This is a genomic window from Actinomadura sp. NPDC048955, from assembly GCF_040649435.1.
GTDB classification, from domain to species: domain Bacteria; phylum Actinomycetota; class Actinomycetes; order Streptosporangiales; family Streptosporangiaceae; genus Spirillospora; species Spirillospora luteofluorescens.
This window is the reverse complement of record NZ_JBEZJI010000009.1, coordinates 188,313-208,704: the sequence shown is the minus strand read 5'-3', so window position 1 is coordinate 208,704 and position 20,392 is coordinate 188,313. Positions and strand designations below refer to the sequence as shown.

General features: G+C 73.1%; 18 protein-coding genes. 10 read left to right on the top strand and 8 right to left on the bottom strand.

What is annotated here, in order from left to right:
* Window positions 1-134: 134 nt before the first annotated feature.
* Entirely contained in the window at window positions 135-1,262 is a 1,128-nt protein-coding gene (locus AB0C84_RS12685) for a DUF2637 domain-containing protein (RefSeq protein ID WP_179847914.1), read from the bottom strand.
* A gap of 310 nt (window positions 1,263-1,572) precedes the next feature.
* Window positions 1,573-2,253 (bottom strand): dioxygenase, encoded by a 681-nt coding sequence (locus AB0C84_RS12680; protein WP_361064743.1) that lies wholly within the window; start codon window positions 2,251-2,253, stop codon window positions 1,573-1,575.
* Between the two features lie 239 nt (window positions 2,254-2,492).
* Between AB0C84_RS12680 and AB0C84_RS12675 the strand changes: the two genes are divergently transcribed.
* The 6 genes from AB0C84_RS12675 to AB0C84_RS12650 all read left to right on the top strand — a co-directional run bounded on the left by AB0C84_RS12675 (window position 2,493) and on the right by AB0C84_RS12650 (window position 7,768).
* Window positions 2,493-3,503, top strand: coding sequence for a helix-turn-helix domain-containing protein (locus AB0C84_RS12675; protein ID WP_258943209.1), 1,011 nt, complete (start codon window positions 2,493-2,495; stop codon window positions 3,501-3,503).
* A gap of 99 nt (window positions 3,504-3,602) precedes the next feature.
* Window positions 3,603-4,907: an erythromycin esterase family protein gene (locus tag AB0C84_RS12670; protein WP_361064740.1), complete on the top strand. Its 1,305-nt coding sequence runs from the start codon at window positions 3,603-3,605 to the stop codon at window positions 4,905-4,907.
* A 27-nt stretch (window positions 4,908-4,934) separates the two neighbouring features.
* Entirely contained in the window at window positions 4,935-5,723 is a 789-nt protein-coding gene (locus AB0C84_RS12665) for a DUF427 domain-containing protein (RefSeq protein ID WP_361064737.1), read from the top strand.
* A gap of 59 nt (window positions 5,724-5,782) precedes the next feature.
* The gene (locus AB0C84_RS12660; protein ID WP_361064734.1) at window positions 5,783-6,412 is read left to right on the top strand and encodes a LysE family translocator; all 630 of its coding nucleotides are present in this window, start codon (window positions 5,783-5,785) and stop codon (window positions 6,410-6,412) included.
* A gap of 49 nt (window positions 6,413-6,461) precedes the next feature.
* On the top strand, window positions 6,462-7,166 hold the full coding sequence (locus tag AB0C84_RS12655; protein ID WP_246396253.1) for a Crp/Fnr family transcriptional regulator: 705 nt from the start codon (window positions 6,462-6,464) through the stop codon (window positions 7,164-7,166).
* 35 nt (window positions 7,167-7,201) lie between these two features.
* Window positions 7,202-7,768 (top strand): TetR/AcrR family transcriptional regulator, encoded by a 567-nt coding sequence (locus AB0C84_RS12650; protein ID WP_361064730.1) that lies wholly within the window; start codon window positions 7,202-7,204, stop codon window positions 7,766-7,768.
* Here AB0C84_RS12650 and AB0C84_RS12645 read toward each other — a convergent pair.
* On the bottom strand, window positions 7,760-9,430 hold the full coding sequence (locus AB0C84_RS12645; protein ID WP_361064727.1) for a ubiquinol-cytochrome c reductase cytochrome b subunit: 1,671 nt from the start codon (window positions 9,428-9,430) through the stop codon (window positions 7,760-7,762). The two genes, AB0C84_RS12650 and AB0C84_RS12645, sit on opposite strands and share 9 nt — an antisense overlap.
* A 136-nt stretch (window positions 9,431-9,566) precedes the next feature.
* On the bottom strand, window positions 9,567-10,226 hold the full coding sequence (locus tag AB0C84_RS12640; RefSeq protein ID WP_361064724.1) for a hypothetical protein: 660 nt from the start codon (window positions 10,224-10,226) through the stop codon (window positions 9,567-9,569).
* 214 nt (window positions 10,227-10,440) lie between these two features.
* On the opposite strand from AB0C84_RS12640, the gene AB0C84_RS12635 reads away from it, so the two are divergent.
* Together AB0C84_RS12635 and AB0C84_RS12630 are read left to right on the top strand one after the other, a co-directional pair.
* Entirely contained in the window at window positions 10,441-10,980 is a 540-nt protein-coding gene (locus AB0C84_RS12635; RefSeq protein ID WP_258943216.1) for a DoxX family protein, read from the top strand.
* A gap of 49 nt (window positions 10,981-11,029) precedes the next feature.
* Window positions 11,030-11,848, top strand: coding sequence for an acyl-CoA thioesterase domain-containing protein (locus AB0C84_RS12630; protein ID WP_361064721.1), 819 nt, complete (start codon window positions 11,030-11,032; stop codon window positions 11,846-11,848).
* A gap of 85 nt (window positions 11,849-11,933) precedes the next feature.
* Here AB0C84_RS12630 and AB0C84_RS12625 read toward each other — a convergent pair whose 3' ends face one another.
* The 4 genes from AB0C84_RS12625 to AB0C84_RS12610 form a co-directional block, all read right to left on the bottom strand.
* The gene (locus tag AB0C84_RS12625) at window positions 11,934-13,793 is read right to left on the bottom strand and encodes a carbohydrate-binding module family 20 domain-containing protein (RefSeq protein WP_361064718.1); all 1,860 of its coding nucleotides are present in this window, start codon (window positions 13,791-13,793) and stop codon (window positions 11,934-11,936) included.
* A gap of 148 nt (window positions 13,794-13,941) precedes the next feature.
* Window positions 13,942-14,982 (bottom strand): NrfD/PsrC family molybdoenzyme membrane anchor subunit, encoded by a 1,041-nt coding sequence (gene nrfD, locus AB0C84_RS12620; RefSeq protein ID WP_361064715.1) that lies wholly within the window; start codon window positions 14,980-14,982, stop codon window positions 13,942-13,944.
* The gene (locus AB0C84_RS12615) at window positions 14,979-15,806 is read right to left on the bottom strand and encodes a 4Fe-4S dicluster domain-containing protein (protein ID WP_361064762.1); all 828 of its coding nucleotides are present in this window, start codon (window positions 15,804-15,806) and stop codon (window positions 14,979-14,981) included. Before AB0C84_RS12615 ends, nrfD begins: the two co-directional genes overlap by 4 nt.
* A 161-nt stretch (window positions 15,807-15,967) precedes the next feature.
* On the bottom strand, window positions 15,968-16,825 hold the full coding sequence (locus AB0C84_RS12610) for a PaaX family transcriptional regulator C-terminal domain-containing protein (protein ID WP_179847927.1): 858 nt from the start codon (window positions 16,823-16,825) through the stop codon (window positions 15,968-15,970).
* Window positions 16,826-17,019: 194 nt separating this feature from the next.
* Between AB0C84_RS12610 and AB0C84_RS12605 the strand changes: the two genes are divergently transcribed.
* Window positions 17,020-18,621 (top strand): benzoate-CoA ligase family protein, encoded by a 1,602-nt coding sequence (locus tag AB0C84_RS12605; protein ID WP_361064712.1) that lies wholly within the window; start codon window positions 17,020-17,022, stop codon window positions 18,619-18,621.
* Between the two features lie 119 nt (window positions 18,622-18,740).
* A complete protein-coding gene (gene boxC / locus AB0C84_RS12600; protein WP_361064709.1) occupies window positions 18,741-20,390 on the top strand; it encodes a 2,3-epoxybenzoyl-CoA dihydrolase in 1,650 nt (549 codons plus the stop codon).
* Window positions 20,391-20,392: the final 2 nt, after the last annotated feature.

Genomic DNA, 20,392 nt, shown 5'->3' with positions numbered 1-20,392 from the left:
CGGGTGGGCGGCCCGGCCGGGGGGGGGGGGGGGCACGACACACCGACCACGGGCGCCCGTGCCGGGCCAAACCCGCGCCCCGGCCGCCCGCGGTGGCGGGCGGCCGTTCCGGAAGGCGCGCGAGCGCGCCGGCGTCAGACGCGCCAGGACTGGACGAGCGCGTCCAGCGTCACCTGGTCGTAGACGATGCCCTGGGCGTTCAGCTCCTGGGCGACGAGCTCGCCGTCGCCGTGGTGCTTGGCCAGCAGCCGGTACACCGCGTACGGGAACCAGTGGTTGTCGCTGATCCGCTGGATCTCGGCCTCGTCGCAGCGGTAGCCCTCGGCCCTGACCTCGGCGAGCGTCGCGGCGACGTCGCCGTGGCGCCGTTCCAGGATGTCGATGACCAGCGACCGCAGGTTCTCCGGCGCGGGCCCGGCGGGCACGTCCTCCTCGGGGGCGGTGCCGTAGGAACTGCGCCCGTTCAGGCTGCCGCGCGACGCGGCGCTGACCACGGCCAGCTCCGGCTCCGGCTCCGGCTCGGGAGCGGGGGCCGGCGCGGGTGCGGGCGCGGGCTCGGTCGCGGCGGGGGCCGCGGCCGGAGCGGAGGCCGCCGGTGCGGCCGGGGCCGGTGCGGCCTCGCCCGCGGGCGCCGCCTTGGGCTCGGCCCTGCCCGACGTCCCGGACTCGATCGCCTTGCCGGAGTACCCCGGCACCTGGATCTGCGCGAACGGGCCGGTGTTGCGCAGCGGCATCAGCGTGATCTGGTTCAGCGTGACCGGCCCGGCGATCGCGCGCGTCTGCGGCTCGGGCTGCTTGGTCTCCTCCTCCTCGGTCCTCTGCGACACGTACCGGTGCAGCGTCCGCAGCAGGACGAACAGGCCGAGCATCGACACGATCGGCGGGACCGCGGCCGTCGCCTGGAAGGAGAAGGTCTTGTGGCCGACGTGGCCGACGTTGAAGATCAGGCTGGCCGTCCAGCCCGCGAGGGCGATGGTCAGCGGCAGGCAGAAGTCGAGCCAGCTCATCAGGGCCCGGCGCTTGATGACGAAGGCGTCGATGGCCAGCAGGAACAGCCCGAGTTCACCGACGATGATGAACAGGTCGACCAGCAGGGGGAACGACTCGGCCTTCCAGCCCCGCAGGCCGTGTTCCAGGGCCCAGTGATAGAGACCGGCATAGGACTGGGCGAAGCCACCGGCGGTGGCGGTCAGGACCGCGGCCGCCATGAAGGCGATGGCCCCCCACCGTGTGATGACCTGTGCCCGGTTGGCAGCGCTCATGCGCGTGTGCTCCCAGATTCCTTACACAACCAAAAGTGATCGGTGGGAGACTATCCATTCCTTTGCCGTTTCGTGGGCGAATCGCATCACGTCTCGGTCCCGTTCCCCGCGAAACGGCGCGGCGCGCCGGTGGGAACTCACGAAAAACCGCAGGCGAGGCGCCCCCGCATAGTCATGGCGGGTGCCCCCGCAGAGTCATAGCGGGTGCCCCCGCAGAGTCATAGCGGGTGCCCCCGCCAAGGCGCGCCGGTGCCTTGGCGGGGGCGGGATTCCGCGGGAGCGGTGACGGAATCCGGCCGCGGAACCCCGGTCAGGGAACCTGCAGGACGAAGTCGAACTTCGCGGTGCGTCCGCTGGGACCGGTCTGGACCTTCATGAGCAGCGCGGGGTCGTAGAGCATGTCGGAGCTGTTCCGGGGCTCGTTCGGGAAGTAGAGCTGCGTCGTCAGGATCTGCTGGTACGGGGCCTGGGCCTTCACGTGGATGTGCCGCGTGCGGCCGGGGTAGAGGCCGGGCACGATCGTCGTGAGGGTGAATCGTCCGGAAGCGTCCGTGTATTGATGTCCACGGAGCTTATAGCCGTAGTTGTCGTAATTGCCGTAGTAGTCCGCCTGCCAGAAGTCGAGCAGGGCGTGGGCCACCGGCGCGCACGACATCGAGTAGACGATCCCGGACACGGTGAGCGGGGTCCCCGGCATGCCGGAGGTCACGATCGAAGCGCGCTCGGGGGAGCCGGGCTTGAAGTAGGGGCCCTCCATCTGCGAGTGCGTCGGGGAGTCGTCCCCGTCGTCGCACTTCGGCGTCGGGGTGAGGGGCCGCTGCTCCGTGCGGGCCTGCGCGGGCGCGGCCACCGCGGACACGGCGGTGGGCAGCGCGAGCGCGCCGATGCCCGCCGCGCCCGCGGCGACGATGAAGTTCTTGCGGCTGATGCCGTTCTCCTGGCCGTCACCGGGGTCGTGGCCGGTGGCGGTTTCCTGCTCGTCCGCTGTCATGGGGGTTCCTTCGGGGGTCGTCCGGGATCTTCCGGTTGGCGGGGCTCCCTGGGAGTCGGTCCGCGACATGTATAAGCCGCCCGGGAAGGGGCGGTCTTGCCGCTGCGTGCCGTCACTTTGGCGGCGAGTGCCAAAGCCCGCCCGAAGCGTCGTGCTGACTCGCTCATTGACCTTCCTGACGGGCCGTAGAAGCCTTGCGTGTGGCGTCCGAGACCCCGCCCGCCGACCGGAGGAGCGTCATGCCCACGCTCGTTGACACCTCGGACCACCCTGCCCGCGACCAGGCGGACTTCTGGCGCCACCTGATCAGCTCGGCCTTCGGGCCGTTCCACGTCCAGCCGCGCCTGCCCGGCGGGTTCGCCGCCCGGCTGAGCGGCCGGGCGCTGGGCCCGGTGGAGGCCGGCGACGTGTACGCGCCCGCGCACGCGGTGCGGCGCAGCGCCCGGCAGATCGCCCGCGACACCCGCGAGTGCTACAAGCTCGGCCTGGTGCTGCGGGGCTCGTGCGTGCTGCGGCAGAACGGCCGCCGCGCCGTGGTCGGGGCGGGGGACGTGGTGTTCTACGACCTCACCCGTCCGGTCGAGATCGCCTTCGACGCCCACCACATCTTCACCGTCGTGATCCCGCACAGCGCCGTCCCGCTGCCGCGCGAGCGCCTCGCCGCGTTCGGCGGCACGCTGCTCGGCGGGCGGGGCCGGACCGGGCGGCTCGTCTCGTCCTTCCTCGCCGCCCTGGCCGAGAGCGGCGCCGAGGACGCGGCGCGGAACGGGGCCGCGGCCGACGACCCGCTCGGCACCGCGCCCGACGAGATCTACGCGCACCACCTCGGCGGCGCGCTGGTCGAGCTGGTCACCGGCGCGGCCGGCGAGTGGCTGGGCGCGCCGCCGTCCCCGTCGCCGGAGGGAGCGGAGATGCTGCGGGCGATCGAGGAGTGGATCGAGGCGCGCCTGCACGACCCGTCGCTGAGTCCCGCCGCGATCGCGGCCGCGCACCACATCTCCGTCCGCCAGCTCTACCGGGTGTTCGCGCCGACCGGGACGACCGTCGCCCGGTACGTCCGGACCCGCCGCCTGGAGCACTGCCGCCGCGAACTCGGCGACCCCTTCCTCGGCACCCAGCGGATCGGCGCGATCGCCAACCGCTGGGGCCTGCCTGACGCGGCCGCCTTCAGCCGCGCGTTCCGCGCCGCCTACGGGCAGACCCCCAGCGACTACCGCGCCCGCACCACCGGCATCCGGCGGGACGCGTAGCGCCGCGCGAGCCCGGCCGGCGCGAATCGATCCCCGTATCCCGGGAACGCGAAGAAGAGGACCTGGAAACGCGATGGAGGACGCGAGGGGGACGCCGACATGCCACGCCAGGAGAGCCGCGCCGCCGCCGACGTGCGCGGAGCGGCGCTGCCGCTGGAGTACGCCGAGGACCTGGACCCGCTCCTCGACCGGATCGGGGACGCCCGGTGCGTGCTGATCGGTGAGGCCAGCCACGGGACCCACGAGTACTATGCGTGGCGGGCGGCGCTGACCAGGCGTCTGATCGCCGAGCGCGGGTTCGCGTTCGTCGCCGTCGAGGGCGACTGGCCCGACTGCCGCCGGGTCGGCCGCTCCGTGACGCTCACGCCGGGGGCGCGGCGGGAGCCGCGGGACGCCCTGAACGCCTACGAGCGCTGGCCGACGTGGATGTGGGCCAACGAGGAGACCGTCCGGTTCTGCCGGTGGCTGCGCGACCGCAACGCGGGCCTTCCTTCCGGCGAGCGGGTCGGCTTCCACGGGCTGGACGTCTACAGCCTCTGGGAGTCGCTGCGGGCGGTCGTCGCATACCTGGCGGAGCATCGCCCCGAGTACCTGGACACGGCGCTGGAGGCGTACCGCTGCTTCGAGCCCCACGGCCACGACCCCCGCGCCTATGGGTGGAACACGGACCTGGTCCCGGGCGGCTGCACGGCGGAGGTCCTGGAACTGCTGGCCGCCCTGCGCCGCCCTGCGCCGCCGGGGGAGGCGGGCGACCCGGAGGAGGAGTTCGACGCCCGGCAGAACGCCGAGGTGGCGGCGGGCGCCGAGCACTACTACCGCACGATGCTCGACGGCGGGCCCGAGTCGTGGAACGTCCGGGACGTCCATATGGCCGACACCCTGGACCGGCTGATGGACTTCTATGGCGGCAAGGCCGTGGTGTGGGCGCACAACACCCACGTGGGCGACGCGCGGGCGACCGACATGGCGGGCGCCGGGATGGTCAACCTCGGCCAGCTCACCAGGGAGCGGTACGGCGCCGGCGGCGCCGTGCTGGTCGGGTTCGCGGGCGGACCCGGCGAGGTCGTCGCGGCGCCGGCCTGGGGCGCCCCGATGGAGATCATGCGCGTCCCGCCGCCGGCGCGCGGCTCGCTGGAGCACGTGCTGGCGGAGTCGGAACTGCACCGGGCGATGTTCGTCGTGCCGCCGGAGCGGGAGAAGCCCGCCTTCTTCACCGACGCGCTCGGGCACCGCGCGATCGGCGTCGTGTACGACCCGGACCGGGATCCGCGCCAGTACGTCCCGACGCGGCTCGCCGACCGCTACGACGCGCTGTGCTGGTTCCGTGCCACCTCGGCGCTCCAGCCGCTGCATCTGGAGGCCGCGCGCCGTGGTGAACTGGAGACGATGCCGACCGGCGTCTAGTCATCGGGCAGTCTGAGGAGTAGCGCCATGTCCTTGACCAAGCAGCCGGGCCCGCTCGCCGGCTCCCTCGGCGACGAGGTCAACTTCACGATCGACGGGCCGGCGCACCGGTTGTTCATGCACGACTTCCCCCGCCGGGTGCGCGCCCGGTTCGCGGGCGAGACGGTGCTGGACACCGAGCGCGGGAGGCTCCTGCACGAGACCGGGCTGCTGCCCGTCCTGTACGTCCCCGAGGAGGACGTGCGCACCGACCTGCTGGAGAAGACCGTCCACTCCACACACTGCCCGTTCAAGGGCGACGCCGTGTACTGGACGGTGCGGGCGGGCGACCGGGCGGCCGAGAACGCGGTCTGGGGGTATCCGGAGCCGAAGCCGGAGGCGGCGTGGCTGCGCGGGCACATGGCCTTCTACTGGGACCGGATGGACGCCTGGCTCGACGAGGACGAGGAGGTCAAGGGCCATCTGCGCGACCCCTTCCACCGCGTCGACGCGCGCACCACGTCCCGGCGCGTGCGGGTGCTGCTGGACGGCGAGGTCGTCGCCGAGACGGGACGGCCGAAGCTGCTGTCGGAGACCGGGCTGCCCAACCGGTACTACATCCCGGCCGAGGACGTCCGCCGCGACCTGCTGACCCGCAGCGCCAAGCGGACCTTCTGCCCGTACAAGGGCGAGGCGACGTACTGGTCGCTGGCCGGGGCCGAGGACGCCGCCTGGTCGTACGAGGAGCCCCTGGAGGACGCGGCGAAGATCGGGGGATACCTGTCCTTCGACCACGAGGCCGTGACGGTCGAGTCCCAGCCGCCCCTGGCCTCCTGACGCCGGCCCGGGGCCGTGGGGGTTCGCGGAGCGGCGGCCTCCTGGAGCATGATTGCGGAATGGTCGATACCTCCCTTTATGCGGCGTTCGTTGTCGCCGCGTTCGCGCTCTGCGTCACGCCCGGCCCCGACATGATGTTCATCGTCGCGATGGGCGGGCGCGGCGGCCCGGTCACGGGCCTCATGGCCGCGGCGGGCGTCGCCACCGGCGCCCTGACGCACGCCGTCGCCGCCACGCTCGGCCTGTCCGCCCTGTTCACCGCGCTGCCGGCGCTCTACCACGTGCTGCGCTGGGCCGGCGCCGCCTACCTGCTCTACCTCGCGGTCAAGGCGTTCCGGGACCGCGGCGAACCCGCCGGGGAGGGCACGGCCCCCGCCGGCCCGGGGCGGCTCCGCGCGTTCTGGCAGGGCGTCGTCACGAACCTGCTGAACCCCAAGGTGATCCTCTTCAACATCGCCTTCCTGCCGCAGTTCGTGAACCCCTCGATGGGGCACCCGATGGCGCAGCTGCTCGTCCTGGGCGTCACGCTCGTCCTGATCGGCCTGGCCGTGGACGCCTCCGTCGGCCTGCTCTCCGGCCGGCTCGCGAACCTGCTGCGCCGCAGCCGCCGCGTCGCCCGCGGCCTGAACATCTTCAGCGGGACCGTGTTCACGGGGCTCGCCGTGCGCCTCATCGCCGTCCCCAAGTGAGATCCTGCGGGTTTACAGTTCAGGTGACCCTGAGCAAAGGAGGCGGCTGTTGGTTCCGTACGCGGCGTCCTCACCGCCTTCCGCGTTCTGGTCGGCGCTCGAACCCGCGCAGCGGACCGCGCTGCGCGCCGCCGCGCGCCCCCGCACGTTCCCGGTCAAGGCGCCGCTGGTGTACCAGGGCGACGAGTCCGACCATGTGATCATCATCGAGCGGGGCTGGGCCAAGGTGACCTCCGCGACCGAGGACGGCCACGACGTGGTGCTGGCCGTGCGCGGCCCCGGCGACCTGCTCGCCGAGAGCGCGGTGCTCGGCGGGCGGCCGCGCGCCGCGACCGTCACCGCGCTGTCCCCGATCCGCGCCCTGGTCGTGCCCGCGGCCCGCTTCACCGGGTTCCTGGACGCGCACCCGGACGTGTGGATGCTCGTCACCGGTACCTTCGTCCAGCGCATGGACGACTCCGACCGGCGGCTCACCGCCCACATCACGAGCCGGGGCCCGGAGCGGCTGGCGTCCCTGCTCGCCGACCTGGCGGAGCGCTCCGCCCAGCACGCCCCGCCCGCGGCGGACGGGTCGATCGAGATCGGGCCGCCGCTGTCGCAGGAGGAGCTCGGCAGCTGGATGGACGCCTCCCGGGAGACCGTCGCCCGGGCTCTCGGCGGGCTGCGCCGCGAGGGCCTGATCCGCACCGGCTGGCGCAGGATCACCGTGGTGGACCTGGCGCGGCTCCGCGCGTTCGCCAAGGAGCACGACTGACGGGCGGCCCGTCCTCCCGCCCTAGGATTCCGGGCATGAGCGGTGACGGCTACCACCACGGCAACCTGAGGCGCGCCGTGCTCGACGCCGCGATCGAGGCGATCGCCGAGTCGGGCCCGGCGACGTGGAGCCTGCGCGAGCTGGCCCGCCGCGCCGGGGTGTCGCACGCCGCGCCCGCCCACCACTTCGGCGACAAGACCGGCGTGCTGACGGCCGTCGCCGCCGAGGGGTACGCGCTGTTCGCCGACGCCCTGGAGGCCGCCGGGAGCGACCTGCACGGCGTCGGGCTCGCCTACGTGCGGTTCGCCGTCGAGCACCGGGTCCACTTCGAGGTCATGTTCGCGCCCGCGCTCTACCGTCCGGACGACCCGGAGGTGGCCGCCGCCCGCGACCGCGCCGGCCGGGTCCTCGCCGAGGGCGTCCGCGGCGCCGTGCCCGGCCGTCCCGCGGGGGACCGGACCGCCGGGATCGCCGCCTGGTCGATCGTGCACGGCTTCGCCCACCTGTGGCTGAGCGGCGCCCTGCGCGACCTCGGCGACGACCCCGTGGAGGCCGCCGGCCCGGTCATCCGCCTCCTGTTCGAGCGTCCCGGGTCAGCGTGACGCGGCCTTCTCCTCGATCGCCGGCCGTTCGCCGTCCGGTTCCGCTACGCGGCGTTCGGGGACGGTGGCCAGGTCCGCCCGGAAGCGGCGGTTGAGGGCCGCGCGCACGCGTCCCCTGGCGGTGCGGCCGCGGGGGCTGTCGACGTCGTCGACGGGCGGCGGGACGTCCAGGTCGGCGGCGGGCGCGGGACGCGGATCGGTGATCGCGGCGATCTCCTCGTCCCGGAGCGGGCGCTCGACCTCGCTGAACCTCCCGTCCGGCGACTGGCGGACGATGCCGGTCTCCAGCCCGTGCCGGGCCAGGCCGAGGTCGCGGTGTTGCAGGCCGACGCAGATCCGGTAGGTGACGATGTAGGCCAGCACCGGTCCGAGGACGATGAGGAAGCGGAAGAACCACGTCGTCCAGAACAGCGAGACGTGGAAGCTGTGGGAGAGGACGTCGTTGCCGCCCGCGAGCCACAGCCCCCCGTAGAAGACCACGCCGCCGACGCCGATGCCGGTCCGCGCCGGGACGTCGCGCGGCCGGTCCAGCAGATGGTGGATCTGCGAGTCGCCGGTCACCCAGCGTTCCAGGAACGGGTAGGCGGCCAGGCCGGTGAACAGGAGCCCGGGCACCACGAGGGCCGGGACGACCACGCTCATCGCGACGGTGTGGCCCCACACGCTGATCTCCCAGGACGGCATGATCCGCAGCGCGCCCTCCAGCCAGCCCATGTACCAGTCGGGCTGCGACCCGGAGCTGATCGCGCCGGGGTCGTAGGGCCCGAACAGCCAGATCGGGTTGATCTGGAAGAACGCGGCGAGCAGCGTCGTCACGCCCAGCACCCACAGGAAGAACGCCGTCGTCTTGGCGATGAAGACGGGGAAGAACGGGTAGCCGCGCACGGTCGTGTTCGAGCTGCCCTTGCCCGGGAACTGCGTGTGCGTCTGCCGCCAGGTGAGCACGACGGCGTGCAGCGGGATCAGCGCCGCCAGGATGCCGGGGATCAGCAGCACGTGGATGACGTACAGGCGCGGGATGATGTCGGTGCCCGGGTACTCGCCGCCGAACAGGAACATCACCGCGTACGAGCCGACCAGCGGGATCGACGCGAGCACGCCCTCCAGGATGCGCAGGCCCGTGCCGGACAGCAGGTCGTCCGGCAGCGAGTAGCCGAACAGGCCGTTCAGCATCACGAGCATGAACATGGCGACGCCGATCAGCCAGTTCAGCTCGCGGGGCTTGCGGAACGCTCCGGTGAAGAAGTTCCGCAGCATGTGCACGAGGATCGCGCCCATGAAGATGAGCGTCGACCAGTGGTGGATCTGCCGGACGAGCAGGCCGCCCCGCACATCGAAGCTGATCTTGAGGGAGGAGGCGTACGCCTCGCTCATCTCCACGCCCTTCAGCCTCGTGTACGAGCCGTTGTAGACGACCTCGTGCATGCTCGGCTTGAAGAACAGCGTCAGGTACACCCCGGTCAGCAGAATGATCACGAAGGAGTACATCGCGATCTCGCCGAGCAGGAAGGTCCACTGGTCGGGGAAGGCCTTGCGCATCGCCTTGCGCGCGAATCCGGCGGTGCCGAACCGCTCGTCCAGCGCCCGCGCCGTGACGTCCAGACCCCTGGGCGGCTTCCGCGTGCCGGCCCGCGCCCCGCCGGGCGCCCTCGTTCCCGCCATCGTCCGCATCCCTCCGTCGCGCTCTGGGCAGTCGCGCTTCTAGGGATGAGACCCACCTCGGCCGACGAATGTGACATTTCAGGATGTGTAGCGCGTCACACGGCGGGACGGCGCACGGGGACCCGCCGGGGCGGGATCAGCGCGCCGGGACGGCGAGCCCGCGGCGGCGCAGGTGGCGCGGGCGCCAGCGGACCCGGTAGCAGAGCCGGATCGGCGGCGGCAGCAGCCCGAGGACGGCGCGGCGGGTGCCGTCCGGGGCGCCGTCGAGCAGCCAGGGCAGGAACACCCCGAGCCCGCGCAGCCCCAGCTCCCGGCGGAGCTCCACGTCGAAGGTGCCCCACTCGAACGGGGTGAGGGTTTCCTGGATCAGCGGCAGGACGTTGGACTCCTTGAAGTCCAGCAGCGCGTCCACCGAGGCCCGCAGGTCGCGCGCGTACCTCGCGAGCGCGCCGCGGTCGCGGTGCTCCAGCGCCGCGTCCATGCCGTCGATCAGCGGGACGGCCCTCAACGCCAGTGACGCCATCGCGTCGAGGACCACGCCGACGCGGCCGGGCCCGTCGGCGTCCTTGGCGTACATGACGGTCCACAGGGCGTTCTTCTCGGCGCGGTCCTGGAGGCTCCAGTGGGAGGTGAACAGGGTCCAGCTGTTCGCGGCCTCGGCCCAGCCGAAGGCGGAGCCCGGCAGGGCCGCCGATTCCGCTCCCGCCGCCGTCTGCAGCCGGGCCGCGTCGCGGCGGAACGCGTCGTAGGCGGCGTACAGCATCGTCAGGTCGAACTTCCTCGCCACGCTGTCCATGCCGCCTCCCAAGCTCACCGCGCCCGTGCCGCTCACAGAGATAGATGGGCGGCACACGCCCGGATGTGACGCGATGCGGAGCCTGACTTCTGTGATCTGCCCCACGAGCGCCGGGATATGCGGGAGCGAGGGCCTGCCCGGCGGCACCCGGCGCGCCACCCGCCCGGTCCGGTACGTTGCTGGACGTTCCCAGCGAACGAGGAAGGGGCCGGGCATGGCTGTAGACACGGCGGGGATCGACATCGCCTCCCTGGTCCTGCGGGTGTCCGTCGGCGGCACCCTCGTGGCGCACGGCTGGAACCACGCCTTCGGCGGCGGGAAGATCGAGGGCACGTCGGGCTGGTTCGAGTCGATGGGCCTGCGGCCGGGACGCCTGCACGCGCTGATGGCGACCGGCACCGAGCTGGGCGCCGGCGTGCTCCTGCTGCTCGGGCTGCTCACGCCGCTGGCGGCCGCGGGGGCGGTGGGCACGATGGCGGTCGCGTTCGTCACCGCGCACCTGCGCAACGGCTTCTTCATCTTCCGCCCCGGGCAGGGCTACGAGTACGTGGTCATGATCATCATGGTGGCGTGCGCCGTGGGCGCGCTCGGCGGCGGCGCGGTGTCCCTGGACCGCGCCCTCGGGATCGAGGACGCCCTGTCGGGCTGGACGGGCCTGGCCGTCACCGCCCTGGCCGGCGGGCTCGGCGCCGCGCTCCTGCTGGCCGCCTTCTGGCGCCCCGGCAGTCGCCCCGCCGAGACGGGGGAGGGCTGACGCGCTGCGGTCCGGCCGGATCACACGCGGGTCGGATAACGTCACGGGCGTGCGACCCTCGATCTCCGAAGAGCCCGAAGCGCGGTTGGAATCCCTCCATTCCGTCCTGGACCTGCTGGATCTGGAAGAGCTCGACCGGGACCTCTACCGGGGCGCCCTCGTCTTCGACGACCCCTACCCGCTGTACGGCGGGCAGGTCGCGGCGCAGGCGCTGCGCGCGGCGGGCGGCACCGTCCCGGAGGGGCGGTTGCCGCACTCGCTGCACGGCTACTTCCTGCGCGGCGGCGACGCCGCGCGGCCGACGATCTTCCGGGTGGACCGGGACCGCGACGGCCGCTCGTTCTCCGCGCGGCGCGTGGTGGCGCTGCAGGGCGGCGAGGTCATCTTCAACATGTCGGTGTCGTTCCAACAGCCCGCTGAGGGCGAGGACCGGCAGGTGCACGCGGCGCCGCGGACCCCGGGGCCGGAGGGCCTCCCGGCCTCCCCGGTCCCGCGGCTGTTCTCCATGGAGAGCCGCGTGCCGCCGCAGCCGTACGAGGCGGCCGACTTCCCGACGCGGCTGTGGTCGCGCTGCACCGCGCCGCTGCCGGAAGACGACCTTCTGCACGCGTGCGTGCTGACGTACCTGTCCGACATCTCCAGCGGGCTGATCGCGCTGCACGACGGCGCCGCCCGGTCGGGCTCCAGCCTCGACCACGCCGTCTGGTTCCACCGGCCGGTCCGGATGGACGACTGGGTGCTGATGGACCTCGTCCCGCAGACGGTCGCCGCCGGTCGCGGCTGGTACACCGGAACGATCCACGCCCGGGACGGCGTCCTCGTCGCGAGCCTCACCCAGGAGACCCTCTTCCGCACGCCGCGCCCCTGACACGCGGCCTGCTCCTGACACGCGGCCTGCTCCTGACACGTGCCGGGCCGGCCTCCGCGCACGCGGAGGCCGGCCCGCGGTCGGGCTATCGCCACGTGTCGTTGGCGGTGCGGCTGGACGTGCCGGTCGTGTAGGTGCGGTTGGCGCCGCCCTCCCACGTCACGGCCCCGTCGTCGGTCTTCTTGATGTACTTGTACTCGATCTTCGTGTTGGCGGGCAGCGTCACCGTCCCGTTCCAGATCGGGTAGCCGGACGGGGACAGCTTGACCGCCTTGGCGGTGTCCCACGAGCCGAGCGCCGCGGCGTCGCCGACGAGGTAGACGCTCGTCCCCCAGGTGGTGGTGGCGTTGACGTTGAAGGTGTCGGAGACGGTCCCGGGGTCGGAGGTGGGCGGCGGGGTCTGCCCGGACCGGGCGTCCACGTGGATCGCCACCGCGCCGCCCGCGGGGATCGTCACGGTCGCCGTCCCGCCCGACACGGTGACGGCGGTGCCCTGGCAGCCGCCGCCCGAACCGAGGCCGCCGGTGATGACGTCGCAGTAGACGCCGTCAGCGAGGCCGGTCCGGTAGGACGCGGTGGACGGGCCGGGGGAGTCGTTGAGGCCGATCCAGCCCTTCGAGCCGCGGCTGAACCCGATGACGTTCCCCGCGGTGGCCGTGAAGTTGCCGACCGCCGTGGCGGACGCGGTCGCGTTGTGCCAGCCGACCATGCCCTTCATCCCGGTCGAGCGGGTGATGCACTGCCAGCCGCTCGAGCAGTTCGCGCCGGTGACGAACCCGCGGGAGTCGGCGGGCGGCGACTGCCCGGCCGACGACCAGGTGAACCCGTCGTACACGGTGGGCTTGCCGTACGGGTAGGCCAGCAGGAAGTAGGTCGCCAGGGTGTAGTCGGAGCCGTTCTTGTAGTTGAGCGTGGAGCCGTCCCGCTCGGTGTCGTGGTTGGCGATCATCGTGTACGTCTTGGAGCCGTCCGCGTCCAGCGACCAGGACGGGATGCCCGACAGGTTCGACAGGGTCCCGTTCTGGAACTGCGTCTTCAGACCCTGGGCGTAGGAGAAGCCGAGCACGTCGCCGTTCCCGGTGAACGCCGACGGCTTCAGGTCGGCCGTGTTCGACCCGGGGAAGATCTCCTGCGCGATGTAGGGCGCCTTCCCCTCGGCCGTGGTGGTGTGCAGGGCGCCCTTGATGGCGGCGAAGTCGCTCTGGGCGATGTGCTTGGCGGCGTCGACCCGGAACCCGTCCACGCCGAGGCCGATCAGGTCGTTGAGGTAACCGGTGATCTTGTCGCGGACGTAGCCGGACTGGGTCTTCAGGTCCGACAGCGAGACCAGCTCGCAGTTCTGCACCTCGGAGGTGTTGTTCCAGTCGTCGATGCCCCCGTCCTCGTCGTTGCAGTACCCGTCGTTGGGGTGGTGGAAGTCGTTGTATCCGTACGGGACGGCCGGGTAGGTGTACCCGCTGGGACTGAAGGTCGAGCCGCCATAGGTGGTGTTCACCGTGTTGTTGGAGCCCGCCATGTGGTTGACGACCGCGTCCGCGTAGACGCGGACGCCCGCGTTGTGGCAGGCCGTGACCATGGAGGCGAACTGGGCGCGGGTTCCGAGCCTGCTGGTCAGTCCGTAGGAGACGGGCTGGTACACCTCCCACCACGGGTGGGCTCCGTCGTTGGTCGAGGCCAGGCTGACCGACTCGGCGGGCGGCGCGACCTGCACGGCCCCGTACCCGGCGGGGCCGAGGTGGTCGGTGCAGGCGGCCGCGACGGACGGCCAGTTCCACTCCCACAGGTTGGCGGTGACGTCGCCGGCGTTGAGGGAGGCGGCGGCCCTGGCGGGGCGGTCGGGGAGCAGGGCGGCGACGGGCGCCGTCCCGGCGAGGACGAGGAGGCCGGCGGCGAGCAGCGACCGGCGGCGGGGGACTCGTGCGCGTGGGGCGTCGTTTGCAGACATTTCGGCGAACTCCTGTCACAGGGCGCCTGGCGGGCGCCTGAGGGGGGTGGGGGACGGCCGTCCGCGAGCACCGTGAGAATGCTCTCTTCTTGCATTCAGGTCAAGAGCTTGCGCAAGATTTCAATCGACTTGCAGAAAGGCGGCAGCCTCAGGAGGCGGCCGCCGTGCCGCGTGTGGCGAGACGTTCCCGCTGGGGAACGACGGTGTACTTGGGGTCCTCCGCCGACTGCACGCCCGCGTGGAAAACGCCGAAACGCGTGCAGGCCGAACTCGCCAGAAGGGCGGCCCCGCTCAGCGCCGCCGCGGCCCGGCTGCGCCCGCCGAGCAGCACGCAGCCCGCGGTGCCCGCGGCGGAGAGGACCTCGCCCGCGCGCATGTAGGCCCCGCCCCTGCCCCGCCCGTACGGCTCGGCGGCGAGCCCGGCCCGCCGGTCCAGCACCTTGGCCGCGGCCAGCTCCAGACCGGCGCCGAACACGGCGGCGGTGCGCATCGGGGCGTTCTCCCGGACGGGCGCGGCGACCAGCGCCATACCGGCCGCGGCGGCGGCGGCCGAACCGACGAAGACGAACGGCAGCTCGCGGTACGCCTCGTGCCAGGCGGGCACGGCGGTGTCGGCGGCGAGGACTGCGGTGTAGGCGGCGACGGCCGGGCCGAGCACGGCGGCTCCGGCGGTGGCGGCGCGGCCGAGGCGCGGGAACAGCCCGGTCACCTCCAGCATGGCGGCGGCGCCCGCGGCGGGGCCGTAGGCGGCCAGCAGCCAGGAGCCGACGCTCATCGGCGACGTCGGCTTCATGACGCGCAGCATGTTGTAGAACCGCTCCGGCCGGCCGAGGTCGTGGACCAGCGCGGCCGTGGACCCGCCGATCGCGGCCAGCGAGGAGATCTTCAGCGCCCGCGCGGCCGCCGGGCGCCCGGTGAGCTGGGCGCCGGCCGCGAGCACCGACCCCGCGCCGGCCAGCCCGCCGAGGAAGAAGTACCCCGCGATGTCGAGGGACTTCCACACCGGCGGATTCAGGACGGGCTTGCCGTAGTAGGAGGTGAACTCCGCCTCCGGCACCATCGCCTTCTCGCCGCGCCCGCCCCGGCGCCCTCCGCGCCGTCCACGGCCGCGCAGGCCCTTGCCGATCTGGGCCTCCCGGCCGGGCCGTTCCCCGCGCACGCCTTCCTTGCCGACCTCCGACGAGCTCATCGCGCGCCCCCCTCGCGGCCGTGTACGGCGAAGACGGCGGCGAGCCCGCCGAGCAGCGCGGCGGCGGCGACACCGGCGTGCCGCCACATGGACGGCAGGTCGCGCGTCGTGACGACCGGATCCGGTGGCAGCCCGTACACCTCCGGCTCGTCCAGCAGCAGGAAGAAGGCGCCGTCACCGCCGACGCCGTCGTCCGGGTCGTGCCCGTAGAGGCGCGCGTCCTCGACGCCGAGATCGTGGAGCTGGTCGACGCGCATCGCGGCCCGCTCGCGCAGCTCGTCGAGCGGGCCGAACTGGATCGAGTCGGTCGGGCACGCCTTCGCGCACGCGGGTTCCTGCCCCACGCCGATCCGGTCGTAGCACAGGGTGCACTTCCAGGCCCGCCCGTCGCCCTTGCGCTGGTCGATGACCCCGTACGGGCAGGCGGGCACGCAGTAGCCGCAGCCGTTGCAGATGTCCTCCTGGACGACGACCGTGCCGAACTCGGTGCGGAACAGCGAGCCGGTGGGGCACACGTCGAGGCACGCGGCGTGCGTGCAGTGCTTGCACACATCGGAGGCCATCAGCCAGCGCATGCCGCTCGCGTCCGGCGCCGCACCGTGCTCGACAACACCGTGGGCGACGCCGGTCTCGTTCTGGCCGATCGGCTTGCTCTGCTCGATGAAGGCGACGTGCCGCCAGGTGTCGGCACCGAGGCCCTGCGTGTTGTCGTAGGACATGCCCGTGAACTCGAGCCCGTCCTCGGGGACGGCGTTCCACTCCTTGCACGCCACCTCGCACGCCTTGCAGCCGATGCACACCGACGTGTCGGTGAAGAACCCCATGCGGGGCGGGTGGTCGGCGTAGCCGGAGTCGGCGGCGACGTCGGAATCCGATCCGGCGAGCAGGTTCCGTCCTATCAGGCTGCCCATTTCCACGACTCCCATCGACGACACCGGCCCCTACCCGACTTCCCGGGGACGCGTCGCCTACACTCCGCGCGCCGTCAGGCGCTCAACGCCTTCCACTGGCGGTCGGCGACGGGACGCCAGGTGTCGTGGCGTTCGTGGAAGAGCGCCACGGCCTGCGCGCCGCTCCAGTCGTCGGGGAGGAGCGCCGCCGGAAGGCCTGGATCGAGGAACGGGAACCGGCGCCATTCCTGGACGAGCCTGGTGTGCGCGGCGAACGTCCCCGGATCGTCGGCAGGGCGTAGCGCGCCGACGGCGTCGAGGAAGTCGCCGTAGGCGAGTCCGATCTCCTCCAGGTCCCACGCCTGGCGCGCCACGCGCCGCGCCTCGGCCAGATCGCCGAGCTCACCGGTGAACAGCGTGGAGCCGTCCGCGACGCCGATTCCGGCGAGGACCTCCCGCACCTCGGGCTCGCGCTCGGGATGCGGGCTGACCCACACGCCGGGGGCGAGGTTGCCGAGGCCGCTCCAGGCGAGCCGGGTCCGCAGCAGGTGGCGCAGGCGGCGGCTGGTCTCCGGGACGGTGGCGAGGACGAGCAGCCAGCGCCCGTCCCACGCGCCGACCGGGCGGCCGAAGCCGTAGATCCGCTCGGTGCCGTCGGTGAGGAGCCGCTCCCCGGACGGGGTGAGCCGCCAGGCGGTGCGGCGGCCGTGCCGCTCCCCGGCGAGCCAGCCCTCGCCGGCGCTGCGGGCGAGCGCCTGCCGGACGGCCTTCTCCTCGACGCCGAGGAGCCCGAGCGCGCGCAGGAACGTCGCCGTCCACACCGGCTCGCCGCCGGGCAGGACGAACTCGCCCAGCACGGTCAGCAGCAGCGACCGCGCGCTCGCCGCGCCGAGTTCGCGCCGGCGCCGGAACCTCGGCTCCGGGTGCGCCGCGTCCTCGCCGATCGAGGCCATGTGCTCCTCCTCTGGCCCTGGTGGGCGCGCCCGTCCGGCCGCGGGGCGGCCGGGACGCCGTCCAGTATCGCGCGGGTCCGGCCGGGTTCCCTCGCAGGTCCCCTCCGGGATCATCGTCGTTCCACAAGTCTATTGACTAGCGTTTCGTCTATGTAGAGCATTGGGGGCACGGTTCCCGGCGAGGGGAGACCTCGATGACCGCTGGAACGGCGACCGCACCGGTCCCGCCCGACACCTTCAACGCGTCCGACTATCTGCTCCGGGCGGCGTCCGGGCCCGGCGGCGACCGGGCGGCGCTGACCGGTCCGGGCGGGGACCTGAGCTACGCCGAGCTCGCCGAGCTGGCCGGGAGCGTCGCCGCCGGCCTGGAGCGCTGGGGCCTGCGCGCCGAGGAGCGGGTGGTGCTGTTCATGGCCGACGGCCCGCGGATGGCCGCCGCGATCCTGGGCGCGATGCGGCTCGGCGCCGTCCCGGTCCCGGTGTCGACGATGCTGACGGGCCCCGAACTCGGCGGGCTGCTCGCCGACGCGCGCGCCAGGGTGCTGCTGGTCAGCGACCGGTTCGCGGTCGCCGCGGAGGCGGCCCTCGCTTCCGCTCCCGGTGTGCGGCGCGTCGCGGTGGAGGGGGACGCGGCGCTCCGGGCCCCGGCGGGCGTGCGGGTGGACCGGTTCGAGGACCTGGTCCGCGAGGGGCGCGCCCACGGCGGCGCCCCCGCCGAGCCGTACGCGACCTCGGACGACTCCAGCGCCCTGTGGCTCTACACGTCCGGGACGACGGGACGGCCGAAGGGCGCGATGCACCGGCACGCCAACATCCGGCACGTCGTGGAGACCTACGGCCGCCAGGTCCTCGGCATCCGGCCGGACGACCGCTGCTACTCGGTCGCCAAGCTGTTCTTCGCCTACGGGATCGGCAACTCGCTGTTCTTCCCACTCGCCGCGGGCGCGACCGCCGTCCTGGACCCGGACCGGCCGACCCCGGCCTCGGTGGCCGGGCGGCTGGCCGAGTACCGGCCGACCCTGTTCTTCGCCGTCCCGACCTTCTACGCCGCGATCCTCAACGCCGGGGTCCCGGTGGAGGCGTTCGCGTCCGTCCGGCTGGCGGTGTCGGCGGGGGAGCCGCTGCCCGCCGAGCTGTGCCGCCGCTTCACCGAGCGGTACGGCGTGGAGATCATCGACGGGCTCGGCTCCACGGAGTGCCTGCACATCTTCCTGTCGAACCGGCCCGGCCGGGTCCGCCCGGGGACGACGGGCACCGCCGTCCCCGGCTACCAGCTGCGGGTCGTGGACGCCTACGGGGCCGACGCCCCGCCGGGGACGCCGGGCTCCCTGCTGGTGAAGGGCGAGTCGATCGCGACGGGCTACTGGTGCCGCACCGAGACGACCCGGCAGGTCTTCCAGGGGGAGTGGCTGCGCACGGGCGACACCTACGTGGTGGACGAGGACGGCTTCTACACCTGCCTCGGCCGGACGGGCGACATGCTCAAGGCCGGCGGCATCTGGGTGTCGCCGTCCGAGGTGGAGGGACGGCTGCTGGAGCACCCCGCTGTCGCGATGGCCGCCGTCGTCGGGCTGCCCGACGCCGACGGCCTGGACAAGCCCGTCGCCTGCGTCGTGCTCAAGGAGGGCGCGACCGCCGAGCCGGCCGAGCTGATCGGGTTCTGCCGGGCGGGCCTCGCCTCGTTCAAGCGCCCCCGCGAGGTGCTGGTCGTGGACGGGCTGCCCACGACGCCGACCGGCAAGCTGCGCCGCTTCGCCGTCCGCGAGCTCGCTTCGGACCTGCTCGCGGCGCCCTGACCCGTCTCCGGGCCGTTCTTGCCCTGGGCGCCCGTACGGGTCGAAGTGCTACAAACTGTTGACGTGAAGAGCAGAATCTGTGGAACATGATGGAGACGGCACCGGCGGAAGGACAGCGCATGACCAGCCCGCACGTGGAGTTCCGGGTGGACCCGTCCCGCTACCGGCACTGGCGCCTGGACGTCGACGGCCAGGTCGCCACCCTCACGATGGCGGTGGACGAGCAGGGCGGGCTGGTCCCCGGGTACGAGCTGAAGCTGAACTCCTACGACCTCGGCGTGGACATCGAGCTCTACGACGCCGTCCAGCGGCTCCGCTTCGAGCACCCCGCGGTGCGCACGGTGGTCGTCACCGGCGGCAAGGAGAAGATCTTCTGCGCGGGCGCCAACATCCGGATGCTGGCCGCGTCCACGCACGGCTGGAAGGTGAACTTCTGCAAGTTCACCAACGAGACCCGCAACGGCATCGAGGACGCGACGGCGAACTCCGGCCAGACCTACCTGGCGGCGCTGAACGGCACCGCGTCCGGCGGCGGATACGAGCTGGCCCTCGCCTGCGAGCACATCATGCTCGTCGACGACCGCTCCTCGGCGGTGTCGCTTCCGGAGCTGCCGCTGCTCGGCGTCCTGCCGGGCACCGGCGGCCTGACCCGGGTGACGGACAAGCGGCGCGTCCGCCGCGACCGCGCCGACTACTTCTCCACCAGGGCCGAGGGGCTCGGCGGCAGGAAGGCCGTCGCGTGGGGCCTGGTGGACGAGGCCGTCCCGCGCACCGCCTGGGACGAGACGGTCGCCGAACGCGCGCGGGAGCTGGCGGCCCGCTCGTCCCGTCCGCACGATGCCGAGGGGATCGCGCTGACGCCGCTCGGCAAGGAGCGCACGGACGCCTCGATCGCCTACCGGCACGTCTCGGCGGAGCTCGACCGCGACGCGGGCGCGGCCCTGATCACCATCGCGGGCCCGGACGCGCCTCCCGGCGACTTCCACGGCGCGGACTTCTGGACGCTCGCCATGACCCGCGAGCTGGACGACCTGATCCTCGACCTGCGGACCAACGAGCCGGAGCTCGGCACGTGGGTGCTCCGCACGCGGGGGGCGTCCGAGCACGTCCTCGCCCACGACCGGCTGCTGCTCGGCAGCGCCGGCGGCTGGCTCGCCAACGAGATCGTGCACTACCTCAAGCGGACCTTGAAACGGCTGGACGTCACCAGCCGCAGCCTCATCGCCCTGATCGAGCCCGGCAGCTGCTTCGCCGGCTCCCTCCTGGAGGTCGCGCTCGCCGCCGACCGCTCCTACCAGCTCGACGGCGTCTTCGAGGACGTCGATCCCGGCGCCGACCCCGCCGCGGTCACCGTGGACGCGATGAACCTCGGCCCGCTCCCGATGGGCAACGGCCTCACCCGCCTCGCCACCCGGTTCCTCGGCGACGGCGCCGCGCTGGCCGCCGCCGGCGACGCCGCGGGCAAGCCGCTGGAGGCCGCCGACGCCGAGCGCCTCGGCCTGGTCACCTTCGCGCCCGACGACCTCGACTGGGACGAGGAGATCCGCATCGCCGTCGAGGAGCGGGCCGGTTTCAGCCCGGACGCGCTCACCGGCCTGGAGGCCAACCACCGCTTCCCCGGTCCCGAGACCCTGGAGACCAAGATCTTCGGACGGCTGTCCGCCTGGCAGAACTGGATCTTCACGCGCCCGAACGCGTCCGGCCCGGACGGCGCCCTGCGCCGCTACGGCACCGGGCGGCGCGCCGACTTCGACCGAAAGCGAGTCTGAGC